This window comes from Ancylobacter sp. TW_SC_1, from assembly GCF_056836805.1.
The window spans coordinates 2,172,507-2,196,016 of sequence record NZ_CM166365.1 but is presented as its reverse complement, the minus strand read 5'-3'; the positions used below and the strand labels follow the sequence as shown (position 1 = coordinate 2,196,016).

General features: G+C 69.9%; 25 protein-coding genes and 1 tRNA gene. 11 read left to right on the top strand and 15 right to left on the bottom strand.

The genetic code is table 11. The features are described from left to right. Positions 1-85 precede the first annotated feature (85 nt). The 4 genes from AC1PZ7_RS10105 to AC1PZ7_RS10090 all read left to right on the top strand — a co-directional run bounded on the left by AC1PZ7_RS10105 (position 86) and on the right by AC1PZ7_RS10090 (position 4,384). On the top strand, positions 86-649 hold the full coding sequence (locus AC1PZ7_RS10105; protein ID WP_482359335.1) for a helix-turn-helix domain-containing protein: 564 nt from the start codon (positions 86-88) through the stop codon (positions 647-649). A 3-nt stretch (positions 650-652) separates the two neighbouring features. Next, positions 653-1,186, top strand: a complete 534-nt coding sequence (locus tag AC1PZ7_RS10100; RefSeq protein ID WP_482359334.1) for a GNAT family N-acetyltransferase — start codon at positions 653-655, stop codon at positions 1,184-1,186. A 163-nt stretch (positions 1,187-1,349) separates the two neighbouring features. Beyond that, the gene (locus AC1PZ7_RS10095) at positions 1,350-3,296 is read left to right on the top strand and encodes a sensor domain-containing diguanylate cyclase (protein WP_482359333.1); all 1,947 of its coding nucleotides are present in this window, start codon (positions 1,350-1,352) and stop codon (positions 3,294-3,296) included. 122 nt (positions 3,297-3,418) lie between these two features. Further along, positions 3,419-4,384 carry a glutathione S-transferase family protein gene (locus AC1PZ7_RS10090; RefSeq protein WP_482359332.1) on the top strand — a complete coding sequence of 322 codons (966 nt, stop codon included), beginning with the start codon at positions 3,419-3,421 and terminating at the stop codon, positions 4,382-4,384. Positions 4,385-4,393: 9 nt separating this feature from the next. Here AC1PZ7_RS10090 and AC1PZ7_RS10085 read toward each other — a convergent pair whose 3' ends face one another. Further along, positions 4,394-5,077 (bottom strand): class I SAM-dependent methyltransferase, encoded by a 684-nt coding sequence (locus tag AC1PZ7_RS10085; RefSeq protein ID WP_482359331.1) that lies wholly within the window; start codon positions 5,075-5,077, stop codon positions 4,394-4,396. 58 nt (positions 5,078-5,135) lie between these two features. Further along, positions 5,136-6,326, bottom strand: a complete 1,191-nt coding sequence (mnmA, locus tag AC1PZ7_RS10080) for a tRNA 2-thiouridine(34) synthase MnmA (RefSeq protein ID WP_482359330.1) — start codon at positions 6,324-6,326, stop codon at positions 5,136-5,138. A 278-nt stretch (positions 6,327-6,604) separates the two neighbouring features. Here mnmA and sciP point away from each other — a divergent pair, with 278 nt between their 5' ends. Continuing rightward, a complete protein-coding gene (gene sciP / locus AC1PZ7_RS10075; RefSeq protein WP_144342224.1) occupies positions 6,605-6,880 on the top strand; it encodes a CtrA inhibitor SciP in 276 nt (91 codons plus the stop codon). Between the two features lie 81 nt (positions 6,881-6,961). Here the strand turns inward: sciP and phnN are convergent, their stop codons facing one another. From phnN to phnG, 9 genes are read right to left on the bottom strand one after another with little or no spacing between them, the layout of a single operon-like run. Then, the gene (gene phnN / locus AC1PZ7_RS10070) at positions 6,962-7,549 is read right to left on the bottom strand and encodes a phosphonate metabolism protein/1,5-bisphosphokinase (PRPP-forming) PhnN (RefSeq protein ID WP_482359329.1); all 588 of its coding nucleotides are present in this window, start codon (positions 7,547-7,549) and stop codon (positions 6,962-6,964) included. After that, complete coding sequence (locus tag AC1PZ7_RS10065) at positions 7,546-8,685, bottom strand: alpha-D-ribose 1-methylphosphonate 5-triphosphate diphosphatase (RefSeq protein WP_482359328.1); 1,140 nt, start codon at positions 8,683-8,685, stop codon at positions 7,546-7,548. The genes phnN and AC1PZ7_RS10065 overlap by 4 nt, the downstream gene beginning before the upstream one ends. 21 nt (positions 8,686-8,706) lie before the next feature. Then, positions 8,707-9,408: a phosphonate C-P lyase system protein PhnL gene (gene phnL / locus AC1PZ7_RS10060; protein WP_482359327.1), complete on the bottom strand. Its 702-nt coding sequence runs from the start codon at positions 9,406-9,408 to the stop codon at positions 8,707-8,709. Positions 9,409-9,416: 8 nt separating this feature from the next. After that, entirely contained in the window at positions 9,417-10,193 is a 777-nt protein-coding gene (gene phnK, locus AC1PZ7_RS10055; protein ID WP_482359326.1) for a phosphonate C-P lyase system protein PhnK, read from the bottom strand. Further along, complete coding sequence (locus AC1PZ7_RS10050) at positions 10,190-10,669, bottom strand: GNAT family N-acetyltransferase (RefSeq protein ID WP_482359325.1); 480 nt, start codon at positions 10,667-10,669, stop codon at positions 10,190-10,192. The genes phnK and AC1PZ7_RS10050 overlap by 4 nt, the downstream gene beginning before the upstream one ends. After that, positions 10,666-11,550, bottom strand: a complete 885-nt coding sequence (locus AC1PZ7_RS10045; protein ID WP_482359324.1) for an alpha-D-ribose 1-methylphosphonate 5-phosphate C-P-lyase PhnJ — start codon at positions 11,548-11,550, stop codon at positions 10,666-10,668. Before AC1PZ7_RS10045 ends, AC1PZ7_RS10050 begins: the two co-directional genes overlap by 4 nt. Further along, a complete protein-coding gene (locus tag AC1PZ7_RS10040; RefSeq protein WP_482359323.1) occupies positions 11,547-12,659 on the bottom strand; it encodes a carbon-phosphorus lyase complex subunit in 1,113 nt (370 codons plus the stop codon). Before AC1PZ7_RS10040 ends, AC1PZ7_RS10045 begins: the two co-directional genes overlap by 4 nt. Positions 12,660-12,663: 4 nt before the next feature. After that, entirely contained in the window at positions 12,664-13,269 is a 606-nt protein-coding gene (phnH, locus tag AC1PZ7_RS10035) for a phosphonate C-P lyase system protein PhnH (protein WP_482359322.1), read from the bottom strand. Position 13,270: 1 nt separating this feature from the next. Beyond that, on the bottom strand, positions 13,271-13,747 hold the full coding sequence (gene phnG, locus AC1PZ7_RS10030; protein ID WP_482359321.1) for a phosphonate C-P lyase system protein PhnG: 477 nt from the start codon (positions 13,745-13,747) through the stop codon (positions 13,271-13,273). A 105-nt stretch (positions 13,748-13,852) separates the two neighbouring features. Here phnG and phnF point away from each other — a divergent pair, with 105 nt between their 5' ends. Together phnF and AC1PZ7_RS10020 are read left to right on the top strand one after the other, a co-directional pair. Then, positions 13,853-14,656: a phosphonate metabolism transcriptional regulator PhnF gene (gene phnF, locus AC1PZ7_RS10025; protein WP_482359320.1), complete on the top strand. Its 804-nt coding sequence runs from the start codon at positions 13,853-13,855 to the stop codon at positions 14,654-14,656. An 11-nt stretch (positions 14,657-14,667) separates the two neighbouring features. Beyond that, positions 14,668-15,276, top strand: a complete 609-nt coding sequence (locus tag AC1PZ7_RS10020) for a pyridoxamine 5'-phosphate oxidase family protein (RefSeq protein ID WP_482359319.1) — start codon at positions 14,668-14,670, stop codon at positions 15,274-15,276. A 33-nt stretch (positions 15,277-15,309) separates the two neighbouring features. On the opposite strand, the gene AC1PZ7_RS10015 is transcribed toward AC1PZ7_RS10020, so the two are convergent. Further along, entirely contained in the window at positions 15,310-16,407 is a 1,098-nt protein-coding gene (locus AC1PZ7_RS10015; protein ID WP_482359318.1) for an alpha-hydroxy acid oxidase, read from the bottom strand. A 182-nt stretch (positions 16,408-16,589) separates the two neighbouring features. Between AC1PZ7_RS10015 and AC1PZ7_RS10010 the strand changes: the two genes are divergently transcribed. Then, positions 16,590-17,189 (top strand): hypothetical protein, encoded by a 600-nt coding sequence (locus AC1PZ7_RS10010; protein ID WP_482359317.1) that lies wholly within the window; start codon positions 16,590-16,592, stop codon positions 17,187-17,189. Here AC1PZ7_RS10010 and AC1PZ7_RS10005 read toward each other — a convergent pair. Next, entirely contained in the window at positions 17,176-18,105 is a 930-nt protein-coding gene (locus AC1PZ7_RS10005; protein WP_482359316.1) for a metallophosphoesterase family protein, read from the bottom strand. The genes AC1PZ7_RS10010 and AC1PZ7_RS10005 overlap by 14 nt on opposite strands. A 75-nt stretch (positions 18,106-18,180) precedes the next feature. Between AC1PZ7_RS10005 and AC1PZ7_RS10000 the strand changes: the two genes are divergently transcribed. From AC1PZ7_RS10000 to AC1PZ7_RS09990, 3 genes are all read left to right on the top strand, one after another. Continuing rightward, complete coding sequence (locus AC1PZ7_RS10000) at positions 18,181-18,645, top strand: NUDIX domain-containing protein (RefSeq protein WP_482359610.1); 465 nt, start codon at positions 18,181-18,183, stop codon at positions 18,643-18,645. A 123-nt stretch (positions 18,646-18,768) separates the two neighbouring features. Then, positions 18,769-18,845 (top strand) — tRNA-Met (locus AC1PZ7_RS09995). 236 nt (positions 18,846-19,081) lie between these two features. Then, positions 19,082-20,962 carry an acyltransferase family protein gene (locus AC1PZ7_RS09990; protein WP_482359315.1) on the top strand — a complete coding sequence of 627 codons (1,881 nt, stop codon included), beginning with the start codon at positions 19,082-19,084 and terminating at the stop codon, positions 20,960-20,962. A 77-nt stretch (positions 20,963-21,039) separates the two neighbouring features. Here AC1PZ7_RS09990 and AC1PZ7_RS09985 read toward each other — a convergent pair whose 3' ends face one another. Together AC1PZ7_RS09985 and AC1PZ7_RS09980 are read right to left on the bottom strand one after the other, a co-directional pair. Continuing rightward, positions 21,040-22,863: an acyltransferase family protein gene (locus AC1PZ7_RS09985; protein ID WP_482359314.1), complete on the bottom strand. Its 1,824-nt coding sequence runs from the start codon at positions 22,861-22,863 to the stop codon at positions 21,040-21,042. Positions 22,864-23,083: 220 nt separating this feature from the next. After that, positions 23,084-23,407: a BA14K family protein gene (locus AC1PZ7_RS09980; protein ID WP_482359313.1), complete on the bottom strand. Its 324-nt coding sequence runs from the start codon at positions 23,405-23,407 to the stop codon at positions 23,084-23,086. Positions 23,408-23,510: the final 103 nt, after the last annotated feature.

The window sequence follows — 23,510 nt, the reverse complement described above, 5'->3', positions numbered from 1 at the left end:
CCGATAGCACAGCCGGCGGGCAAGGTCGAGCGTCCATCGCCGGTCCGGCCTTGCCGCATCCGCGAACGTCCATCATAATTGACGAATGCATCCTATTGTGGACGACACCTCCGATCACCTCGCCCGGCGCCTGCGTCTGGAACGCGAGGCGCGCGGCTGGTCGCTGGCGGATCTGGCGAGCCGCTCCGGCGTCGCCAAGGCCACCATCAGCAAGATCGAACGCAGGGAGACGAGCCCGACGGCGGTGACACTGGTGCGCCTCGCCGGCGCCTTCGACCTCACCCTCGCCGGCCTGCTGGTGCGGGCGGAAGGCCGCGAGCGCCTGTCGCGCGCCGCCGACCAGCCGGTCTGGCGCGATCCCGCCACCGGCTATCTGCGCCGGCAGGCCTTCGTGCGGCCCGACCACCCGGTCGAGCTGGTCGAGGTGGAGATACCGCCCGGCGCGCGGGTGGACATGCCGGCCTCCTCCTATGTCCATATCCGCCAGATCCTGCAGGTTCGCGCCGGCACGCTCACGCTGACCGAGGGCGACCGGCGCCATGTGCTGGAGGCCGGCGACTGCCTCGGCTTCGGCCCGCCCGGCGAGGTCGTCTTCGCCAACGAGACCGCCTCTCCCTGCACCTATGTCGTCGCCCTCACCCGCGTCTGAGCCATGAGCGACCTCGTCATCCGGCCCCTGGCCGCGTCACCCGACACGATTGACGCCCTCGCCTCGCTGCTGGTCGAGACGGTGGCGGGCGGCGGCTCGGTCGGGTTCATGCACCCGCTGGCGCCTGCGAGCGCCGTGGCCTTCTGGCGCTCCGCGCTCGACGCCGCCGCGCGGGGCGAGCGCATCGTCCTCGGCGCCTTCCGCGACGGGGAGCTCGCGAGCACGGTGACGCTGCAGCTCGCCTTGCCGGAGAACCAGCCGCACCGCGCCGAGATCGCCAAGATGATGACGCGCCCCGCCCATCGCGGCCGGGGCCTCGCCAGCGCCCTGCTGACCGAGGCCGAACGCCTTGCCCGGGCGCGCGGGCGCACGCTTCTGGTGCTCGACACCGCCGCCGAGGACGGCGCCGCCGGGCTCTACGAGAAGCACGGTTTCACCCGTGCCGGCGCGATTCCGGACTTCGCCCTCAAGCCGCATGGCGGCCTCACCGGCACGCTCCTGTACTGGAAACGCATCGACCGGGTGGATGGCGGCTGAGGCCCCCGGGGCATCGCCGGGGTCATTGCTTAACCAATCCATGCGATAATCGAAGCGTGGCGGCGAGGCGGCGCGCGCCGGCGGCCATTCTGAACAGCTAGTGGGAAATGAGGCTTGCAGCGGCGATGCAGAGGCACGCGCTGGAGACCTTCATGAGTACGCAATGATTACGAATCGCCAATCCGAACCGCCCCGCCCGACATCCGGCGGCGCCCCGGCGGCTCCCGCCGAGCGAGCCCTGCGGCAGCGGAAGGTCGGCCGCCAGCTTGTCGTGTTCGGCGTCGCGGTCGGCGTCCTGCTGGCCGTCGGCGTCGGCTTCGTCCTGCTGGAATTCCGCCACGCCACGATCCATCGCGTCGAGCAGGAGCTCAAGCGCATGGCGCTCGTGCTCGCCGACCAGGCCGAGCGCGCCTTCCAGTCGCTGGACACCGCCCAGAAGGGCGTCCTGCAGGAGATGGACAGCACCGACATCGACACCCAGGACGAATTCCGCAGCCAGAAGGATCGGGACGACATCCACGCGTCGCTGCGCGCGCGCATCGCCAACCTCGCCCATGTCGAGCTTCTCGCGCTGATCGACGACCAGGGCCATGTCGTCGGGCAGTCGCATCCCCTGCCGGTGCCGGATGACGACCTGTCCAAGCGCGAGTTCTTCTCGGTCCTGCGCGATGGGCCGGCGGATGCGCGCTATGTCTCGGCCCCGCTGGTCGACCCGAACGGCCTCGTCTGGACCGTGCATGTCGCCCAGCGCGTCAACGGCGAGGACGGACAGTTTCTCGGCGTGGTGATCGGGGCGATTCGCCTGCGCTACTTCGAGACGCTCTACGGCACGGTGGCGGCAACTTCCGGCGACGTCATCTCGCTGCTGCATACCGATGGCGACGTCCTCGCCCGCTACCCGGCACTGACCGGCCGCCCGGCCGATGGCGGCGGCAATCCGCTGGCGGCGAGCGAGCCGCTGAGCCGGCATGTCGTGCTGGACCATCTCGGCGTCGGCGCCCATGATTTCGCCGAGACGCATGTGGTTCCGACCTACCCGATCCAGGTGCAGGTCAGGCGCTCCGCAGCCGCCGTCCTCGGCGGCTGGCAGCAGGAGGCGCTGGTGATCCTGGCCGGCGCCGGCCTTGTCGAGCTCGCCCTTGCCGGCATCGTCCTGCTCGGCGTCCGGCAGATCCGCGGCCAGGGGCGGCTCGCCGCCGTCGAACGCGAGCGCCGCACGCAGCACATGCGCTTCGCCACCGCGATGGAGCATCTGAACCAGGGCGTGTGCATGTTCGACCCGAATGGCCGCGTCGCCGTGATCAACCAACGCCTGCGCGAGCTGCTGCAGCTGCCCGGAAAGGCGGCGCTGGTCGGCCTCGACCTGCCGCGATTTGCCCGGCGGGTGGTCGCCGCCGGCAGGGTGACGGCCGCCGACGTCCGGCGCCTGCGCCAGGCGATCGCCGGACTTTCCGGCACCCTGCCCTCCTCCTTCACCCTGCACATGTCGGATGGCTGCATCTTCGTCGTCGAGCTCGACACGACGCCGGACGGCGGGCATCTGGTGACGGTGGAGGACGCCACCGAACGCCACAACGTGCAGGCACGCATCCAGCACCTCGCCCATCACGACCCGCTGACCGGCCTCGCCAACCGCACACTGTTCTCGCTGCGCCTGAGCGAGGCGGTCCAGCGCGCCGAGGCCGGCGAGCCCTCGGCCCTGATGCTGATCGACCTCGACCGCTTCAAGCAGGTCAACGACCGCTATGGCCACCCGGCCGGCGACCGGCTGCTGTGCGCAGCGTCGGATCGCCTGCTCGGCTGCCTGCGCGAGGGCGACCTCGCCGCGCGGCTCGGCGGCGACGAATTCGCCGTGCTGCAGATCGGCATCGCCCGGCCGTCCGACGCGCAGGCGCTCGGCGTCCGCCTCGTCGACGTGCTCAGCGCGCCCTATGACATTGAAGGGCGCCGCCTCGTCGTCCACGCCTCGGTCGGCAGCGCCATCGCCCAGCCCGGCGACGACGAGGCGGCGCTGATGCGCAAGGCCGACATCGCGCTCTACCGCGCCAAGGGCGAAGGGCGCGGGCGGCACGAAATGTTCGACCGCGACCGGATGCGCGACGCTCCCTGAGCGTTCCATTGCCGGCCGCGCCGTCCGGCATCCGCGCAAGACCGCCCTGCCGGGCGCGCAAGCGATAGGTGCTGGCGCGCGCGCCGCCGCGCTCTACTGTCACGGGCAAAGGGGAGGATCGCATGGGACTGCTGGTCGACGGCCAATGGGTCGACAAATGGTACGACACAAGGAGTACCGGTGGGCGCTTCGTGCGCACCGTCACCCGCTTCCGCAACTGGATCACGCCGGACGGCGCGCCCGGCGCTTCCGGCGAGGGCGGCTTCCCGGCGGAAGCGGGGCGCTACCATCTCTACGTCTCGCTGGCCTGCCCCTGGGCACACCGCACGCTCATCTTCCGCGCGCTGAAGCAGCTGGAGGACGTCGTCTCGGTGTCGGTGGTCGATCCCTTCATGGGCGAGGAAGGCTGGGTCTTCGCCGACCACGCCGCCCGCCGCAGCGAGGGCGCGACGAACGATTCCGTGCTCGGCATGAAGCGGCTCTATGAGGTCTATCTCGCCGCCGATCCCGCCTATTCCGGCCGCGTCACCGTGCCGGTGCTGTGGGACAGGAAGCGCGCCACCATTGTCAGCAACGAGTCGGCGGAGATCATCCGCATGCTCAATTCCGCCTTCGACGCCTTCACCAACGAGCGGCACGACTACTACCCGCCCGCCCTGCGCGAGGCGATCGACGCGCTCAATGCGCGCGTCTACGACGCGGTGAACAACGGCGTCTACAAGGCCGGCTTCGCCACCGCGCAGGAGGCCTATGAGGAGGCCGTCGCCACGCTGTTCGCCATGCTGGACGAACTGGAGGCGCGGCTGGAGGGCCGCCCCTGGCTGATGGGCGAGACGCTGACCGAGGCCGACATCCGCCTGTTCACCACGCTGATCCGCTTCGATCCGGTCTATGTCGGCCACTTCAAGTGCAACATCCGCCGGATCGCCGACTACCCGAACCTGTCGCGCTTCGTGAAGGCGCTCTACGCGCTGCCCGGCGTCGCCGGGACGGTGAACCTCACCCACATCAAGCGGCACTATTACGAGAGCCACAAGACCATCAACCCGACCGGCATCGTCCCGGTGGGGCCGCAGGTGTGGTGGTAAAAGGCAGGCTCACCCCGCCAGCGCGACGCTCTCGCTGGCGGCGGCGATCTCGGCCTCGGTGCGCTTGCGGAAGCGCACCATGGTGTACATGCCGAGCGCCACGTCGCGCTTGATCGGCAGGTCGACGGTGCCGTTGAGCACCGCCCAGTTGTGCAGGCGGGCGAACTGGAATTCCGGGCGCCAGCCGAGCTTGCGGGCGCGGCGGGCGAACCAGCGCTCGAACACCGCGCGCGGGCCGTCCTCGGCGCCGAGATGGTTGACCAGGATGAGCTCGCCGCCCGGCTTCAGCACGCGGGCCATCTCGTTCAGCGTCTCTTCCGGGTGCGGCACCACGGTGATGACGAACTGCGCCATGACGACGTCGAAGGAATCGTCGGCGAAGCCCATATGCGCGCCGTCCATCAGGCACAGGCCCTCGACATGCGAGAGCCCTTCCTTCTCCACCCGCTCGCGCGCCTTGCGCAGCATGGGCTCGGAAATGTCGACGCCGACGAGGCGGTTGCTGCGCTTGTAGGCGGGCAGCGCGAAGCCGGTGCCGACGCCGAATTCGAGGATGCGTCCGCCGATCCGCTCCGCCGCCCGCAGCGCCGCCTTGCGGCCCGGCTCGAACACGGCGCCGAACACGACGTCGTAGATCGGCGCCCAGCGGGCATAGGCTTCCTCGACGGTGGCGCGGTCGAGATCGGTCGTCATGAAGTCGTCCCCTTGGCTGCTCGTCCCAATGGGCCGCAAGGCCCGATCCGCGTCCGACTCACGCCGAACGCGCCATCATCTCGGTTTCAGGTGTCAGCGCCGTGAAGGGCTCGGCCGCGCGGCGGATCACCCCGCCGCCCAGCAGCTGCGCCCCGGCGCCGCCATCCTCGTAGAACACGCAGGCCTGCCCCGGCGCCACGCCCTCCTCGACGACATGAAGGCGCACCTCCACGCTCTCGCCCTCGGCGGCACGGGCGAGATGACCGGCCACCGGCGCGCGCGCCGAGCGCACCTTGACGAAGATTTCGCGCTCGCGGGCCGCCGCGTCCTGCAGCGTCTCCTCGCCGAGCCAGTTCACCTCGTCGACGCGGACCGCCGACACGCCGAGCGCGGCGCGCGGCCCGACCAGCACCCGCCTTTGCGCGGCGTCGATGCCGACCACGTAGAGCGGCTCCGAGGCGGCGATGCCGAGCCCCTTGCGCTGGCCGATCGTGTAGCGCATCACGCCGGCATGCCGGCCCAGCACCCGGCCGTCGAGATGCACGATCTCGCCCGGCTCGGCCGCCTCAGGGCGCAGCCGCTCGACGATGTCGGTGTAGCGCCCGGTCGGCACGAAGCAGATGTCCTGACTGTCCGGCTTGTCCGCCACCTTCAGGCCGAAGCCCTCGGCCAGCGCCCGCACCTCCGGCTTGGTAGTCTCGCCGAGCGGGAAGCGGAGCATGTCGATCTGCGCCTGCGTCGTCGCATAGAGGAAGTAGCTCTGGTCCCGGTTCTCGTCGAGCGGGCGGAACAAAGCGCGCCGCCCGTCCGCCAGCGGGCGGCTGGTGACGTAGTGGCCGGTGGCGACGATGTCGGCGCCGAGGTCGCGCGCGGTTTCCAGGAGGTCGCGGAACTTCACCGTGCGGTTGCAGTCGACGCAGGGAATGGGCGTCTCGCCCGCCGCATAGGCGTCGGCAAAGCGCTCGATCACCGCGTGACGGAAGCGGCTCTCATAGTCGAGCACGTAATGGGGAATGCCGAGCCTCTCGGCGACCATGCGCGCGTCGTAGATGTCCTGCCCGGCGCAGCAGGCGCCCGGGCGGTGGTGCATCGCCTCGCCATGGTCGTAGAGCTGCAGCGTCACGCCGACCACGTCGTAGCCGGCCTGCGCGTAGAGCGCGGCCACCACCGACGAATCCACGCCGCCCGACATCGCGACCACGACGCGCGTCAGGCTGGGGGAACGGGAGGTGTCGTCGAGGCGGATCATGGGCGGACAGACGCAGGGACACGGGTCCCTCTATATAGGCCACGATGGCGCTTCTATGAACCCTGCCGTTTCGCGGCGGGAAAGCGCGGCGGCGTCAGCGCAGGCCCCGGACACGGCACGGTATGCCGTTGCAGCATGAAACGTAAACAAAGTCCTTCGTAAATATTAACGAAGCATCAAGCTCTTCACACCCAACGATATGTGATTCGCTTAGTAAAATATTTAAAGCTGTCCGGCTACGCTCTTGGCATTGGTCGTGTGTATTGAGTGAGCGTAACATGACAGAACCCTATCGCCCGAGGGTGAAATATGTAATCGGGCCGGACGGAAGTCCGCTGACCATTGCCGATCTGCCCCCGCCAAACACCCGGCGGTGGGTTATCCGCCGCAAGGCGGAGGTCGTCGCCGCTGTTCGTGGCGGCCTCCTCAGCCTTGAGGAGGCGTGCAAGCGTTATACTTTGACCACCGAAGAATTCCTCTCCTGGCAGGCGTCCATCGACCGCCACGGCCTCGCCGGCCTGCGCACCACGCGCATCCAGCAATACCGGCAATAGGCCGGGCGCCCTGCCCACCGAACGATGATGGCCGGGTCGCACCCCGGCCATTTTCGTTTCATCGCCTGGTGCCGCGGGCGCCTACAGCCCGCCCAGGAACGCCGCCAGCCGCTCGCCGGCGGCATTCACCGCGTCGACATTGAGGATGGTGAGGTCCGGCGGCGCGTCGAGCGCCGGCTCGCGGGCCAGCCGCGCCAGCACCTCGTCGGCGCCTTCGCGGCCGCGCGCGGCGATGCGCGCCGCCAGCAACTCGGCCGGCGCGGTGACGTGCACCACCTTCATCCGGGCGAAACGCGTCCGCGCCTCGGCCACCGCCGCGCGCGAACCATTGGCCACGACGATGCGCCCGCTCGCGATGTCCTCGGCGACTTCGGCGCCGAGCGCGTAGCACAGCCCGTTGGCGCGCCAGTAGAGCGGGAAGCTGCCCAGCGCCACGCCGCGCGCGAACTCCGCCTCGTCGAGGCGGATGTGGTTCTCCGTGGCGTCCGCCGGCCGCGTGATGCGGCGGCGGGCGAAATGGATGTCGTCGCGTTCCGCCAGCCGCGTCCGCGCATAGGCGATCAGCGTGTCCTTGCCGGCGCCGGACGGGCCGACCACCAGCACCAGCAGGCCCGGCCCCATCCGTCCCGCCGCGTCAGCCGCGCCCCGCGTCGCCGGTCCCTCGCTCACGCGATCCTCTCCCCATCCCGCCACACCGCGCGCGCCACCGGCGCCGGCCCGGCGTCGGACACGCGCATGAAGTCGGCCTTCAGCCCGGGCGCGAGGCGTCCGCGATCCGTCAGCCCCGCCGCGTCGGCGGGGTTGGCGCTCACCATGCGCACCGCCTCCGGCAGGCTGATGGCGTCCAGCCGCCGTGGCAGGGCGAAGGCGGCGAGCAGCAGGCTGCCCGGCACATAGTCGGAGGACATGATGTCGAGCACGCCGCGCCGGGCCAGGCTCTCGGCCGCGACATTGCCGGTGTGCGAGCCGCCGCGCACGATGTTGGGCGCCCCCATCAGCACGCGGATGCCGGCCGCGTGCGAGCCGTCGGCCGCGCCGTCGGTGGTGGGGAATTCGGCGATCGCCACCCCATCCTCGACCGCCTCGGCGACATGGGCCTCGGTGGCGTCGTCATGGCTCGCCAGAACGATGGCGCGGGCGCGGGCGAGTTCCACCAGCCGCGCGCGGTTGGCGCGGGCGTGGAGGGCATGGGCGTTCAGCCGGTCGGCGACGACGATGTCCAGTTCCGCGTCGCTCAGGCCGCTCTTCTTCTTGTAGTAGCTGCGGAACTGCTCGACGGTGAGGAACTGGCGCTGGCCCGGCGTGTGGTCCATCAGCGAGACCAGCCGCACGTCGCCGCTCTCCATCAGCGCGGCCGCTTCCTCCGCCACGCCGTCGGCCGCGACCTCGCAGCGCAGATGAATGTGGTGCTCGGCGCGCAGCACGCCGGCGGCGGCGGCCTCGCGCAGCGCGGCGGCGAGCAGCGGCGCGTCGCCGTCCATGCCGACCGCCCGCTTGTCCGGCCACACGCGCAGCGAATCGAACACCGTGGTGATGCCGGAGGCGGCGATCTGCGCGTCATAGGCCGTCACCGCCGCGAAGGCGTTCCACACCACATGCGGGCGCGGGTAGAGATGACCCTCGACATGGTCGGTGTGCAGCTCGACGAAGCCGGGCAGCACATAGTCGCCGGCAAGGTCCTGCGCCGTGCGCGGCGCCGCGCCCTCGCCGATCTCGGCGATCAACCCGTCGCGTACCACGAGGTGGCCATGCCGCACCTCGTGCTCCAGCACCAGCCGCGCATTGGCGAAAACCGTCTCGTTCATCTTGTCCTCATGCCGCGCCGCTCACGCGGCCTTGGCGAAATCGGTCACGTCGATCACCCGGTCGCACACCGCCTCGCGCACTTCCGCGTCGTGGAAGATGCCGAGAATGGCGACGCCGGCGCGCTTCTTCTCCTCGATCAGGCCGACCACCACGGCGCGGTTGGCGGCGTCGAGCGAGGCGGTCGGCTCGTCCATCAGCAGCAGCGGGCGATGCGCGATCAGCCCGCGCGCGATGTTCACGCGCTGCTGCTCGCCGCCGGAGAAGGTCGCCGGCGGCAGGCTCCACAGCCGTTCCGGCAGGTTCAGCCGGGAGAGCAGGTCGCCCGCCCGCACTGTTGCCACCTCGCGGGACACCCCGTCATGGACCAGCGGCTCGGCCACCACGTCGAGCGCGCCCACGCGCGGGATCACCCGCAGGAACTGGCTCACATAGCCCATGGCGGTCTCGCGCAGCCGGATCAGCCGGCGCGGCGTGGTGCCGGCGACGTCCACCCGCTCGTCGCCGTCGCGCACCAGGATGCAGCCCGTGTCCACGCGGTAATTGCCGTAGACCATCTTGAGCAGCGAGCTCTTGCCGGCGCCGGAGGGACCACCCAGCGCCACGCATTCGCCGGCGAAAAGCTGGAAGCCGGCGCCGTTCACCACCGGCAGCCGCGCGCCTTCGCGCAGATGCAGCACGAAGGTCTTGTCGACGCCGGAGACGTCGAGGATGGGGTCTTTCATGTCCGTTCTCACGCCGCCAGAACCGAGGAAACCAGCAACTGCGTATAGGGCTCGCGCGGATCGTCCAGCACCTGGTCGGTAATGCCGGTCTCGATCACCCGCCCCTGCCGCATCACCACCATGCGGTGCGACAGCAGCCGCGCCACCGCGAGGTCGTGGGTGACGATGACCACCGCCAGCCCGAGCTCCGCCACCAGCCCGCGGATCAGGTCGAGCAGGCGCGCCTGCACCGAGACGTCGAGCCCGCCGGTCGGCTCGTCCATGAAGACGAGACGCGGGCGCGTCACCAGGTTGCGGGCGATCTGCAGGCGCTGGCGCATGCCGCCGGAGAAGGCGCGCGGATCGTCGTCGATGCGGTCGCCGGCGATCTCGACCTTGGCCAGCCAGTCCAGCGCCTCGTCGCGGATGTTGCCGTAATGGCGCCAGCCGACCGCCATCAGCCGCTCGCCGACATTGCCGCCGGCCGAGACCGCCATGCGCAGCCCGTCCGCCGGGTTCTGCCGCACGAAGCCCCAATCGGTGCGCATCAGCAGCCGCCTCTCGGCGGCGCCGAGCGTGGCGAGGTCGGCGAGCCGCCCGTCGCGCAGGCGATAGGAGATGCGACCGGCGCTCGGCTCGAGTTCGGTCGAGAGCAGGCCGAGCAGCGTCGACTTGCCCGAACCGCTCTCGCCGACCACCGCCAGCACCTCGCCGGGATAGACCTCCAGCGAGACGTCGCGGCAGCCGATGCGGGCGCCGTAGTTCTTCGACAGGCCCTGCGCGATCAGGAGAGGATTTTCGCTCATGCCGCCTCCCCGGATGCCGGGGCCTCCTCAAGATGGGTGACGTAGCTGAATCCGTGCCTCTCGAAGCCGAGGCTTTCATAGAAGGCGTGCGCCCGCTCGCGCGACATCCGGGTGGACAGGCTTGCCTTGTAGCACCCCATCGCCCGCGCCAGATCGAGCGCCGCCCGCATCATGGCGCGGCCAATACCCCGCCCCTGCTCGGCGCCCGCCACGGCAACCGCCTCGATGATGCCCGAGCGGGCACCCGAATGGGCGATGTTCTCCATCACCAGCAGCGTGAAGGTGCCCAGCACGGCCCCGTCCGCCTCCGCCACGTGCAGCGTATAGTCGGGATAGCAGGCCATGCGCTCGAAGATCGCCCGCGCCTCGGCCAGGTCGGTGGTGTCGTCCGCGTCCAGTTCCCGATAAAGCCCGAGCACCGCGGGCAGGTCGTCCGGCACGGCGGGGCGGATAGTGAGGGTGCCGAGCGTGCTCATGCCGCGTCCTCCGCCGGCACGCCCATCTCGCCGCGATGGCCGGCTTCCTGCCGGCCGTTGCAGTAATCGGTGTCCGAGCACACGAACATCCGCCCGCCGCGATCGTCGAGGATCACCTCGTCGAGATAGACCCCGGTCGCCGCGCACAGCGCGCAGGGCTTGGCGAAGCGCTGCACCTTGAACGGATGGTCCTCGAAGTCGAGCGAGCGCACCCGCGTATACGGGGGGATGGCGTAGATGCGCTTCTCGCGCCCCGCGCCGAACAGTTGCAGGGCCGGGCAGTCGTCGAGCTTGGGATTGTCGAATTTCGGGATCGGCGAAGGGTCCATCACATAGCGCCCCGCCACTTCCACGGGGTAGGCATAGGTGGTGGCGATGTGGCCGTGGCGGGCGATGTCCTCGTAGAGCTTCACATGCATGAGGCCGTATTCGGCCAGCGCGTGGAGCTGGCGGGTCTCGGTCTCGCGCGGCTCCAGAAAGCGCAGCGGCTCGGGGATCGGCACCTGATAGACGAGGATCTGGTCTTCCCTCAGCGGCGTCTCCGGCACGCGGTGGCGGGTCTGGATCACCGTGGCCTGCGTGGCCGAGGTGGTGGTGGCGACCCGCGCCGTCTTCTCGAAGAAGCCGCGGATGGCCACGGCATTGGTGGTGTCGTCGGCGCCCTGGTCGATGACCTTGAGCACGTCGTCCGGCCCCAGCACGGCCGCCGTCACCTGCACGCCCCCGGTGCCCCAGCCATAGGGCATCGGCATTTCGCGCGCCGCGAAGGGCACCTGATAGCCGGGGACGGCGATCGCCTTGAGAATGGCGCGGCGGATCATCCGCTTGGTCTGCTCGTCGAGATAGGCGAAGTTGTAGGTAATCTGCGGCATCGCGCTCATTCCGCCGCCTCCTTCATTTCCGTCTCATGCTCGGCCCGCATGCGCCGCACGAGATCGAGTTCGGCCTGGAAATCGACGTAGTGCGGCAGCTTCAGATGCTCGACGAAGCCGGTCGCCTGCACGTTGTCGCAATGGGAGAGCACGAACTCCTCGTCTTGCGCCGGGGCGCGGAACTCCTCGCCAAGTTCGCGCCAGCGCAGCGCCCGCTCGACCAGCGCCATCGACATCGCCTTGCGTTCGCACTGGCCGAAGACGAGGCCGTAGCCGCGCGTGAACTGCGGCGGCACTTCCGCAGAGCCCTTGAACTGATTGACCATCTGGCATTCGGTGACCTGCACCGTGCCGAGCGAGAGCTCGAAGCCGAGTTCCGGCGCCTCGAAGACCACCTCGACGTCGCCGAAGCGGATCTCGCCGACGAAGGGATGCGAGCGCGCATAGCCGCGCTGGGTCGAGTAGCCGAGCGCCAGCAGGTAGCCCTCGTCGCCGCGCGCCAGGCTCTGCAGCCGCGTCGAACGGTCGACCGGGAAGCTCACCGGGGCGCGGGTGATGTCGAAGGGCTCGCCGGCGTCATCGGCGGGCGCGTCCTCGATCAGCCCCTCCTGCCCCAGCAGGTCGGTGACGCGCGGCATCGCCACCGCCTCCACGGCGCCGGCCGTACCCTCGCCGCCGGCCTCGGCGCCGCCGTCCTCGCGACCTCCCGCGTCCTGCCCCAGCGAGGTATCGAGCAGGCGATGCGTGTAGTCGAAGGTCGGCCCGAGAAGCTGGCCGCCCGGCAGGTCCTTGTAGGTCGCGGAAACCCGCCGGCGCACCAGCATCTCGCCGGTGTCGAGCGCCCGGGCATAGCCGAAGCGCGGCAGGGTGGTGCGGAAGGCGCGGATGAGGAAGATCGCCTCGATCAGGTCGCCGCGCGCCTGCTTCACCGCCAGCGCCGCCAGCTCGACGTCGTAGAGCGTGCCCTCCGCCATCACCCGGTCCACCGCCAGCGCCAGTTGCTGGGCGATCTGGTCGAGCGTGATCGCGGGCAGATCGGTGTTGCCGCGCCGGCGCCGGGCGAGAAGCGCGTGGGCGTTGCGGATGGCCTTCTCGCCGCCCTTGGCTGCCACATACATCGGTTCAGCCCTCCTTCACGGTCACGGAACGCGGCAGGCCGGCGACGCCGCCCGCCCCCGCCAGCAGGAGATCGACCCCGAGCGGGAACGCCGCGTGGTTGCCCGCCATGCGGTCGATGAAATCGGCCGGCAGCGGCGCCGCGCCGAACGAGGCGCGCCCCTTGATGCCCGGGCCTTCCAGCGCCAGTCCGCCGGTGAACGCGGCCACCTGCACGATCAGCGTCACGGACGTATCGGGGAATTCCGGCGTGCCCTGCGCGAAGTCACCGAAGTCCGGCATCTCCGACGCATCGGCGATGAGCGCGAACCGCGCCTCGGCGGGATCGGTCACGATCGGCGCGCCGCTGTGGAAGCGCAGGAACGCGGCCACATCAGGCACGCGGGCGAACGTCGCGTCGAGCCAGAGCGGCGTCTCGTAGTCGCACAGGGCGAGCACCAGCGCCGCCGCCTCCGGGGAAAGAGGCGCGGGCGGATTGAGCGCGGCGGCGATCGGCTCGATGCGGCCCGGCCGCGCCAGCGCCCACATGGCGGCGCGGAACGTCGCCTGCGAATCGAAGACGGGATCGTCGAAGCCGTTGGCAAGAGTGTGGGCGAGAGTGCTGGCGGACATCTCAGTCCTCCCCGCGCACGAGGGTGAAGAAGTCGACCTTGGTCGCCGCCGTCTCGGCGCGCGCCCCGGCCGCTTCCGTGGAAAGCCGCGCCCGCACCGGCGCCAGCGCCGCCTCCACCGCCGGCCGCCGCGCCGCGTCCTGCCAGAGCGCATCAACGATGGCGGCCGTGCGGGCCGCCCTCACATCGCGCCCGAGCCGGTAGGCGAAGCCGGCGGCACCGCCGTCGAGCCGCACCGCCGCGCGGCTCACCGTGGCCTCGCCAAGGTTGAACGGCGCCCCGTCGCCGCCGGTCCGGCCGCGCAGCATGACGAGGCCGATTTCCGGCGGCTTGAGGTCGGACGCGGCGGGAACCGGCGCGAGCCGCGCCAGCACCGCGTCGAGCTCGCCCGATTCCGCCCGCGCCAGCAGCGCCATGGCGCCTTGCCGGGCGGCACGCAGGGCGTTGCCGTCATTGGGTTTCTGATCGGAGGACTGCATTTGGGGATCCGCGCCTGCCGTGCCGTAAAGGCCGTTTACATTTCGGCGGATTTGTATATTCATCTATACAAATAGGCAAGGGCAGTTTTGCAGCGCGGTACAGATATGAACGACACCGACGACAGCGCCGTGACGACGCCGAGCGGCCATCCGACCGGCCACACGCCCGCCGATGCCCTCCCCGGCGACGACGTCGCGCGCGGCACCGGCGTCGCGCTGTGGAAACAGATCGCCGAGCGCATGGAGGCGGACATCGTCGAGGGCCGTCTCGCCCCCGGCACCCGCCTGCCGACCGAGATGGAGCTGTCCGAGCGGTTCGGCGTGAACCGCCACACCCTGCGCCGCGCGCTCGCCATGCTCACCGAGCGCGGGCTGATCGAGGCGACGCCGGGGCGCGGCACCTTCGTCAAGGAACCGCCGATCAAATACCCGATCGGCGCGCGCACGCGCTTCTCCGAGATCGTCTCGCGCGAGGGCCGCGCGCCCAGTGGCCGGCTGATCGGCTCGCGCGTCGAGCCCGCAACGGCGGAGATCGCGCAGGCGCTCGGCCTCGCGCCCGGCGCCGAGGTGCTGCGCATCGACATGATCCGCGAGGCGGACGGGGTGCCGATCACCGTCGCCTCGCACTGGTACGAGGCCGATCGCTGCCGCGACCTCGACCTGCTGGTCGCCGCCACCGGCTCGGTGACGCGGGCGCTGGAGACGCTCGGCCTCGGCGACTACCGGCGCCTGGAGACCCGCATCACCGCCCGCCTCGCCGATGACGAGGAGCGCCGGCTCCTGAGCCTTCCCGCCGGCCGCACGGTGATGATAATCGACGCCATCAACGGCGACCCGCAGCGCCGGCCGATCCAGTATTCGCGGGCGCGCTTCTGCGCCGACCGCGTGCAACTCGTCGTGAAGACCTGAGAGGACAGATCATGGCCGCCATCACCCGCCTCGAGGACCTTCGCGCGCTCTATAGCGAGGTGCGCGAGCGCAGCCGGCGCAAGGTGCTGCCGGCCATCGATCCTCATTCGCGGGCCTTCATCGGCTTCGCGCCGCTGGTCATGCTGTCGTCGATGGGCGCGGACGGGCGTGCCGACGTCACCCCGCGCGGCGACGCGCCGGGCTTCGTGGTGGTCGAAGACCCCGGCACGCTGCTGCTGCCCGACCGGCCCGGCAACAACCGGCTCGACACGCTGACCAACCTGATCGGCAATCCGGCCATCGGCCTGCTGTTCCTCATCCCCGGCGTCGACGAGACGCTGCGCGTCAACGGCAGGGCGGAGATCCGCGACGACGACGCGCTGCTCGCCCGCTTCGAGGTGGCCGGGCGTCGGCCCGCCACCGTGCTGCGCATCGCGGTGGAGGAGGTCTATATCCACTGCGCCAAGGCGCTGATGCGCTCGCGCGCCTGGGACGCGGCAAGCTTCCTGCCGCGCGAGCGCCTGCCCAGCATGGGCGAGATCATGCGCGACCAGCTCGGCATGGCCACCGCCGAGACGCAGGCCGAGATGCTGGAGCGCTACCGCGCCACGCTCTATTAGGCCTCGTCGCGCCAGATCAATCCTCTCGCCAGATCAGTCCTCTCGCCAGATCACCTGCGGACCGATATCGGCCAGCGTGCGGCAGCCGGTCAGCACCATCGCCACCTCGAATTCGCAGCGCAAGAGGTGCAGCACATGGGCGACGCCGGCCGGGCCGGCGACGGCGAGCGCATAGAGATAGGGCCGCCCCACCATCACCGCCGAGGCGCCGAGCGCCAGCGCCTTCAGCACGTCGGTACCGCGCCTTATGCCGCCATCCATCAGGATCGGTATCCGGCCCGCCACCTGCCGCGCCACCGCCGGCAGCGCCTCGATGCTGGCCGGCAGCGTGTCGAGCACCCGCCCGCCATGGTTGGAGACGACGATGCCGTCCGCGCCGTGGGCGATGGCGAGTTCGGCGTCCTCCGGCGTCAATATACCCTTCAGCAGGATCGGCAGCCGGGTGACCGAGCGCAGCCAGACGATGTCCGCCCAGCGCGCCGCGACGTCGAGATAGCCGCGAAACATCAGGCTCTCGCCCAGCGCCGCCTCGGCGACATAGTCCGTATGCAGGCCGCGCAGATTGGCGTGCTCGGAGAGCTTGGGCGGCCGGTAGCCGGCGCGCTGCTCGCGGTTGCGCAGGCTGTACACCGGCGCGTCCACCGTCACCACCAGCGCGCCGAAGCCCGCCGCCTCCGCCCGGCGCACCAGGCCGGCGGTGAAATCGCGGTCGTGCTGGATATAGAGCTGGAACCACAGCGGCGTGCGCGCGGCACCGGCGATCTCCTCCAGCGTGACGTCCGATTCGGTGCTCGCCACCATGCCGGCCCTGGCGCCGCCCGCCCCGACCACGGTGGCGATCTCGCCCTCGGGCGCGGCGAGGCGGTGATGGGCCGTCGGCGCCAGCAGGATCGGGTGCTCGAAGGACTGGCCGAACAGCGTGAGCCCGGTGCCGCCGCCCTCGAAGGTGCCGAGCACGCGCGGGCGCAGCTTCAGCCGCTCGAACGCCTCGCGGTTCCAGCGCATGGTGGTCTCGTCCGCCACCCCGCCGGAATAATAGGCGTAGGCCTCCCGGCTGAGCCGCTCGCGCGCCAGCGGCTCATAGTCGTCCGGCGCCACCACGTCCGGCGGAATCTCGAAGCTTCGCGTCATACGGCCCTCACATCCAGCGGTACGGGATCCCTGCCCTTTCGGCGCCTTGCCCTGCTTCATAATCGCTTCCGCAGATGCGTGCAGCATCGCAGGATCGCGAACGGGGCATTAACCGCGCCGGTCTATGATACGGACGAAGGCGTGCGTGCCGCCCGGCGGCGGCAAACGGGGATCCGGGACGAATGGACGAGAGCGAGCGCTTGCGCGGCGATACGCCCGGCCTGTCGTTGCGCGAGGCCATCCGCGTCGCGCGGGTGGAGGCGGCCGAGCGTTCGGGCGTCATCGTGGAACTGCGCGATGCCACCCTCGCCCGTCTCTCCATGCTCAACGAGCTGCTCGATCCCGTCTTCGCCGACGTGCCGCTGGAACATGTCGACCTGTTCGATCGCGGCCTGATGCCGGGTGAGACGCCGCGCCTGTTCATCGACATGGTCGCCCATGTCACGCTGGCCCGCGACCGCCGCACCTATCGCCTGCTGCAGGACACCCGCTCGGGCCGCCACGTTCTCGCCGAAAGCGCCAACCCGAACGACATCGTCGACGCGGTGACGCGCTACATCGCCCGGCGCCTGATCGCCCGCGAGCAGGCCATGGTGGCCGTCGGCGTGCCGCCGGAAGCCGAGCTGACGCCGCACCCGACGCCGCATCATCCCCCCGTCGTCGTCACGGCCGGGAGCGGCGGGCGGCCCCGCGCGGTCCTGCCGTTCCTGCTGGGCCTCGCTGTCGGCGTCCTCGCCATGCTGGCGCTGGCGCTGCTTCACCCGGAACTCAGCGTCCGCTGATCGCCTCGTTCAGCACCCGCGTGCCGCGCGAGGCGACCGTCGCGTCGCCGCGCTGGAAGCCGCGCGCCTCCAGCGTGCAGCGCCAGGGGAAGCCGGAGTCGGACACCCGCTCGATGCGGTAGAGATGGTAGCCGCCCGGCCAGTGGCGATCCTCCGGCCCGGCGGCGAAGGACGGCGCCTCGACCACCGGGATCAGCCCGGAATTGGGCCCCGGTATCATCTCCACCATCGGCACATGATCGTGGCCGCAGATCACCAGCTCGGCGCCGTGGCGGGCGAACACCTCGCGCACCGCCTCCTCGTCGATCAGCCGCTTGTGGCCGGCGCGCAGGCCGCAGGGCGGATGATGGATCAGCACCACGCGGAACAGCCCCTCGGCGGCAAGGCTGTCCAGCACATGGCCGAGCCGCTCGCGCTGCGCCGGGCCGACCTTGCCGGTCGCCATGAAGGGATGCGTAGGGATGGCGGTGGAGACGCCGACCAGCGCGATGCCGTCGCGCCGGCGCACGAAGGGAAAGGCGCTCTCGTCGGTGACGTCGCCATTCACCCCGTCGCCGCGCATGTAGTCGCCCCAGTTGAGCAGCGCATGATGGGCGGTGGAGCGCACATAGGCGTCGTGATTGCCCGGCACGACGGTCACGTCCTGGCCGTCGCCGAGCGATTTCAGGAAGTTGAGCCCGGTGGTGAACTCGGCGGCGAGGCCGACATTCACCAGATCGCCGGTGACCGCGATATGGTCGGGCGCCATCGCCTTGATGTCGGCCATCAGCAGGTCGATCGTGGCGATGGAGAATCGGTGCTGCCGGCCGCGCCGCCAATTCAGCACGCCAAGCGCCCGCTTGCCGGCCAGCTCGGCAAAGCGGGCACGCGGCAGCGGCCCAAGATGAGCGTCGGTGACATGGGCGAGGACAAACACGAGGGCTTCCTTATCAGCCCGGAGCGGGAAAAGGGAAGCGCCGGCGGCGATGGCCCGGGTAGTCCGCCCTCCACCCTGCCGCCGTCGCGCCGGCTTCTGGTGCGCCTGCTGCACGGCTGGGGCCGGCTGACGCGCGGCGTCACCCTCGGTGTGCGCGCCGTGGTGATCGACGGAACTGGCGCCATCCTGCTGCTGCGCCACACCTATGTGCCGGGCTGGCACCTGCCCGGCGGCGGCGTCGAGGCCGGCGAGACCGCCGAGGCGGCGCTGCTGCGCGAGCTGGACGAGGAAGTCGCCGTGACGCCGACCGCGCCGCCACGCCTGCACGGCCTGCTGCTCAACCGGCACCTCGGCGCGCGCGACCACGTGGTCGTCTATGTCGTCGACCGCTACGCGCAGGCCGCCGCGTCGCTGCCGAATCGCGAGATCGCCGAGATCGGCTTCTTCGCCCCCGATGCGCTGCCCGGCGACACCTCCCCGGCCACCCGCCGGCGCATCGCCGAAGTACTGGCCGGCACCCGCGCCGCCGCCCACTGGTGAAGGCCTCGAAAGGCATCCCGGGGCTGTGCATGTCGGCACGATGAACTTTCCCGCCTTGACACCGTCCGGCCGCGTTCCTTATATCGCGCCACTTCGCGGGTCGGCTCCGGGCCGGTTCGTTGTGGCGGGGTAGCTCAGCTGGTTAGAGCACGGGAATCATAATCCTGGGGTCGGGGGTTCAAGTCCCTCTCCCGCTACCAAACAAACCTGCGATTTTTCAGTGCCTCGGCGTTACGCCGCCGGTTGAAACGGGGCGATAGGATGTGTCGCCCTCACCGCGCGGTAGCGTAGTCGACGGCGCCGCGCATCGCGGCGGACCGACATCGCGGTGGATGCGAGCGTGTTCGTTCCGGCATCGAGCGATTGGCCACGGTTGAACGGGCGACTGGCGTGGGATACAGGCTCAGGGGGATCGAGCCGGAGACGCAGGCAAGGCATGACCGAGCTTCGTAACGACATCCAGGGGCTTCGCGCCTTAGCGGTCGTCGCGGTGGTGCTCTATCACTTCCAGATCGGTCCCTTCACCGGCGGCTTCGTCGGCGTCGACGTGTTCTTCGTCATCAGCGGCTATCTCATCACCCGCAAGCTGGTGCGTGACACCGCCTCGGGCCGCTATTCGCTCGGAGACTTCACCGCCAGCCGGGCGCGGCGCCTGCTGCCGGCGCTGTTCGCGACGATCCTGGCGGTGTTCCTCGCCGGCGCGGTGCTGTTCAACCCGCTCGACTTTCAGCGCCTGTCCGGTTCGGCCATCTTCGCCGCGCTCGGCGCCTCCAACTGGTTCTTCTGGTTCGAGGCCGGCTATTTCGATGCCGACGCCATCCTCAAGCCCCTGCTGCACACCTGGTCGCTCGGCGTCGAGCTGCAGTTCTATCTGGTCTGGCCGTTCGTCGTCGTCCTGGCCTGCCGGTGGGGATTGCCCGTCCTCACCGGCGCCGTGGCCGGAATCGCCCTGGCGAGCTTCGCCGCCAGCGTCCTCATGCTCGACAGCGACAGCAGCGCCGCCTTCTTCCTGACCCCGCTGCGCATGTGGGAATTCGCCGCCGGTGCGTTGGTCTTCTGCCTCGAGCGGCATCGCCCGCCCAAGATCGCCGCCGAGGCAGGCTATCTCGCGGGCCTCGCCGCGATCATCGCCCCGGTCTTCCTGTACAGCGACGCCACGCCCTTCCCCGGCACGAGTGCCCTCGCCCCGGTGCTCGGCACCGCCGTGCTGATCTTCCTCGGCCCGCATGCCCGGATGGCGGCCCCCGCGGGCCTGCGGCCGGCGCGCTTCCTCGGCGAGATCAGCTATTCACTCTATCTCGTGCACTGGCCGCTGGTGGTTTTCACCCAATATGTGCTCGTGCGCGAACTGACCGGCCTCGACAAGGCCGGCCTGGTGGCCGCCACCTTGGTCCTGTCGATCCTGCTCTATTATCTCGTCGAGCAGCCGCTGCGCCGGCCCTGGCAGGGGCGCCTGCGGCCCGCCGCCGTCTTCCCCCTCGCCGCCGCCCTCCTCGTCGCCCCGGCCGCCACAAGCTGGGCCGGCAACGGATGGACGTGGCGCGTGCCAGAGGAAATCCGCGCGGCCAACGAGATCGATGTACAGGCGATGCGTGCCTATCTCTGGCGCAGTTTCCCGAAATATGCCGACACGCCGTTCACCGACGACCGCCCCAACATCGTGCTCGTCGGGGACTCCCAGGCCGCTGACGTGTTGAACATGCTCATCGAGAGCGGAGTGACGAAATCCGCCAATATCCGGACGTACCGGACCGACGTGCGGTGCGGCACCGTCTTCATTCCGCAGGACGACGCGACCTATTGGACGAAGCAGAACACGCGCACCGTCCGGGAGCCCAAATTCGTCGATATCTGCAAGGAATACCTCGACAATTTCTTTCGATCACCCGACCTCGCCAAGGCGGACATCATCGTCATCTCCAATCTCTGGGCGCGTCACTCCATCCCCTACGTCGCCGGGACGATTGCCCATCTGCAGTCTCTCACAAAGGCCCGGATCCTTGTGCTCGGGCGAAAGGACCTGAACAAAAGCAGCGTCGATCTCGTATCTTCGTTGGGCCGGCTGAACGGCGTCGAATACTGGGCCGCCCGAAATCCAAACCCGACTACGCTGGCGATCAACGCCGAACTGAATCGCGCGGCCGGTGCCAACTATGTCGACATGATGCATGTCGTTTGCCGCAACAGCGATCAATGCGCGGTCTTGACCGACACGGCGGCCCCCGTGTTCTTCGACACCGCTCATCTGACGCCCTCGGGCGCGCGCTACCTCGCCGGACGTTTTCTGTCGGCGACCGGCCTGAACTCCGGCTCGTGACGGCCGGCTGCCCGCGACCGCGGCGCAGCGCGCCTTGCCCTAATCTCGCGCGCGGCCCTGGCCGGCGCGCCTGACGCTCAGTTCTGCCTTGCGAGTGCCGGCGGCGGCAGGGCGGCGGCGATGTGCCGCGCGGCGGTCAGGCTCGGATGGTTCGTATCGAACAGCAGCGGCGCCCCGTCCACCAGCATGGAGCACTGGCCGCCCCTGCAGAAGATCTCGGTCGGATTGATCACCCGCACGCGCGGATCGAGACCGGACAGCAGCGCATAGACCCGTTCCGTCTCCGGCTGGAAATCGGGGGCGTGCCCATAGGCGAGATGCGTCGGCACGTCCAGCTTCGGCGTCGGCATCGGGCCGACGAGCATGACGTCGTGGCCGTCGGCCGCGAGGGCGTTGGCGGCCTTGACGATGCCGGGAACCACCTCCTCGGGATAACCCGCCAGATTGGCGATGAGAACGATGCGCTTGGGTACGTCGCCACTCGTGAGCTGTGCGAGGACGCTGGCATTGTGCGCCTGGCAGTGCGGCCGCGTCACGCTGACATAGTCCGGCGATGGCAGGCAGGCCGAATAGGTGATGGTGGTGACCTTGTAGCCGAGCTGCGCCAGCGCCGCGGAAAGTTCCACGCCGTGGCTGTCGGCCCAGACGGTCAGTTCCCCCTTAGAGCCGTCGCCCAGTTGGCAGTAGCCGCCCGGACGCGTGACGCCGGCACTGAGATGGCAATCGAGGCGCCAGGGGCTGATATCGAACCGCGCACGGTCGAACGCCATCTCGCGGGCGCCCATCGCGGTGAAATGGCCGCCGGACGCCTTCAGGAGCCCGCCCGTCGCCAAGACCGCGACGCAGCCGGCGGCGACGAGCCCCAGCATCCGGCGCGGCGGCAGCACCGCCCGATTGCGGAACGGCTGTTCGACATAGCGCCACGACAGCAGCGCAAGGACGACCGAAAGGCCGATGATCAGCACCGGCTCGAAAGCGGGATCCAGCGTGAAACGCCCGCTCTTGGCGAACACGACGATCGGCCAGTGCCAGAGATAGAGCGAATAGGAAATGAGCCCGACGCCGACCAGCGGGCGGACCGACAGCAGCGTCCCGACACGGGTTCCTGGCGCGGCATGGATCAGCAGCACCGCGCCGAGCACCGGCAAGGCGGCGGCATAGCCGGGAAACGGCGTCGCGGCATCGAACAGGAAAACCGCCGCCGCGAGCATGGCGAGGCCGGCCGCGGCGAGCACCTCGTCGAGCCACTGCCGGTGAACACCGCCACGCGGCACATAGGTCAGCAGCGCGCCGGCCAGAAGCTCCCAGGCGCGCGTCGGCAGGAGATAGAAGGCGGGCACTGGGCGGCTCGGCGTCAGCCCGACCGAGAGCGCGAAGGAGACGGCGACCGCCGCGAGCAGCGCGGCAAGCTGCCATCGGCGCCGCCAGCGGCAGACGACCACCATGGCCAGCGGCATGACGATGTAGAACTGCTCCTCCACCCCGAGCGACCAGGTGTGCAGGAACGGCATCGTCTCGGCGTTCGGCGCGAAATAGTCGGCCGTTCGCCAGAAATAGAGGTTGGCGACGAAGCCGAGAGCGGACAGCGCCTGTTTCGGCACGGTCCGGTTCATGCTGGGGAGCAGGATGAAGCCGGCGAGCAGGATCGTCGCCACGCTCACGACCACCAGCGAGGGAATGATCCGGCGGATGCGGCGCTCGTAGAATGTGACGATCGAATAGGTGCCGTCCTCGACCTCGCGCCGCAGGATCGAGGTGATCAGAAAGCCGCTGATGACGAAGAAGACGTCGACGCCGACATAGCCGCCCGGCACCAGCGATACGCCGGAATGGAAGAACAGCACCGCCAGCACCGCAATGGCGCGCAGGCCGTCTATGTCCGCGCGGTACGGCACCTTCATCCGATGCTTCCGACCTTTTCCCGGCTCCCCGCGCAACGAGACGGGTCGTCACCGCGCTCGATCCCGGCAAGCTATAGCCGCCGCCGCAGGGCGCTTCAACGCGCGCCCGGCCCTTCGTTCCCCGATATCGCCTGCCGCCCACAAGCGGCCCGGGACGGCGGACCGCCAAACAAAAAGCCCGGCCGGAGCCGGGCTTCTCGTGATCGTCGGTGCGTGCCGCTCAGTAGGGCGAGATGCACTGCTGGCGCGGCGCGTTGTAGGGCTGGAACGTATTGTCCGAGGCCCGGTAGGACCGGTAGCGGTTGGCGCACCACTGGATATGCGCGCTGGTGCTGCCCGGCACGACATAGCTCGGCCCCGGCTGCGCCATCGCCCCGCCAATGGCGCCGCCGATGAGCGCGCCGGCGGCGAAGGCGCCGGCGGGATACCACCAGCCATTGTAGTTGCGATAGCCGGGACGGTAGTAGTTGTAGCCACGGTGCCCGTTATAGTAATGCCTCCCGCCATTGTAATAATAACCATGACGGTAACGCACCGTTTCCACCTGGGATCCCGGAACACTCAGTCCCGACGGCGACCAGGGCGCCGACATGGCCGGAATTACGCTTGACGTCACCAAGGTTGCGGCGGCCGCAACGGCGATTATG